The 1,123-nt window shown below is 58.6% G+C and carries 1 protein-coding gene; it reads right to left on the reverse strand.

What is annotated here, in order from left to right:
- Positions 1–21 precede the first annotated feature (21 nt).
- The gene (locus tag VC352_RS24800) at positions 22–969 is read right to left on the reverse strand and encodes an IS110 family transposase (protein ID WP_322982157.1); all 948 of its coding nucleotides are present in this window, start codon (positions 967–969) and stop codon (positions 22–24) included.
- Positions 970–1,123 lie beyond the last annotated feature (154 nt).

The following is a 1,123-nucleotide window of genomic DNA, read 5'->3' on the forward strand; positions in this document are numbered from 1 at the left end:
GGCGAGCAACCGTGTCCAGCGTCAAGTCACTTGAGGCCTGAAATGAGCCTGATCACGGAGCATCGCATTGAGGATGGTAAGCAGTTTACGCATGCACGCGACGACCGCTACTTTGCCTGGTTTCCCCTGTTCCTTCAGTCGCCGGTAGAAGCTGTACACGACCTCGTTGTGGCTGCGAATGGCCGACAGCGTAGCCATGTAGAGCACCTTCCTGACTTCGGATCGCCCACCCCAGACTCGCCGGGTACCCCGGTAGTAGCCGCTGTCCCGATTGAAGGGCGCCACCCCCACCAGTGCCGCAATCTGCTTGCGGTTCAGGAGGCCCAGCTCTGGCAGTAGAGCGAGTAACGTGATTCGACAAACGGGCCCTATGCCTTTCACTTCAGCCAGCAAGTCATCCTTGGCCCGCCAGATCTCTGACTTCTGAATGGCGTCATTTAGCCCAGCATCGCTAGCTCTGAGGCGCTTCTCCAGCCACTGGATGTGCAGCTTGATGTCGCGTCGCAGGGTCTTGCCTACCGCCTGCTGCAAGCGCAGCTTTTCGGCGACCATCATGTCGACCAGTTGCCGCCGACGCCCAACCAGATCCGCCAGTTCGAGCGCCTGCTCATTGGGTAACGGGCGGATGGCGGGACGGATGGCAATGCCGAATGCGGCGAGAACCCGAGCATCCAACGCGTCGGTCTTGGCCAGTTGACCCGATGCCTTGGCAAAGTCACGGACTTGCCTTGGGTTGACCAGCACCAAGGGTAATTTCTGTGCAGCCAGCTCCGCAATCAGGAGGCGTTCCAGGCCACCCGTTGCCTCAGCCACGATCAGATTGGGTACCAAGGCCAGCATATCGGTAGCCAGTTGGGCCCTGCCTGGAGCGTCGTTGGCATAGCGCTGGAGCGTGGCGCTGCCACTGACGAAGACATCGAGAAAGTTCTTCGAGATATCGATTCCAACAACGAGAAGTTCTTGGTTCATGGCATTCCTCTCTCACCCTGACTTGCAGAAACGAGCTTTGAGCTCAGGCAACCGTTCGGGCTAATCAAGAAAAACCTGCTCCGACCCTCGCTCGCCCACGATCTGGAGATCTAGTCACTGGCGGTCTGGAGCAGGTGTGGAACAACTTACAAGT

Source organism: Pseudomonas sp. C11 (genome assembly GCF_034683865.1).
GTDB lineage: Bacteria > Pseudomonadota > Gammaproteobacteria > Pseudomonadales > Pseudomonadaceae > Aquipseudomonas.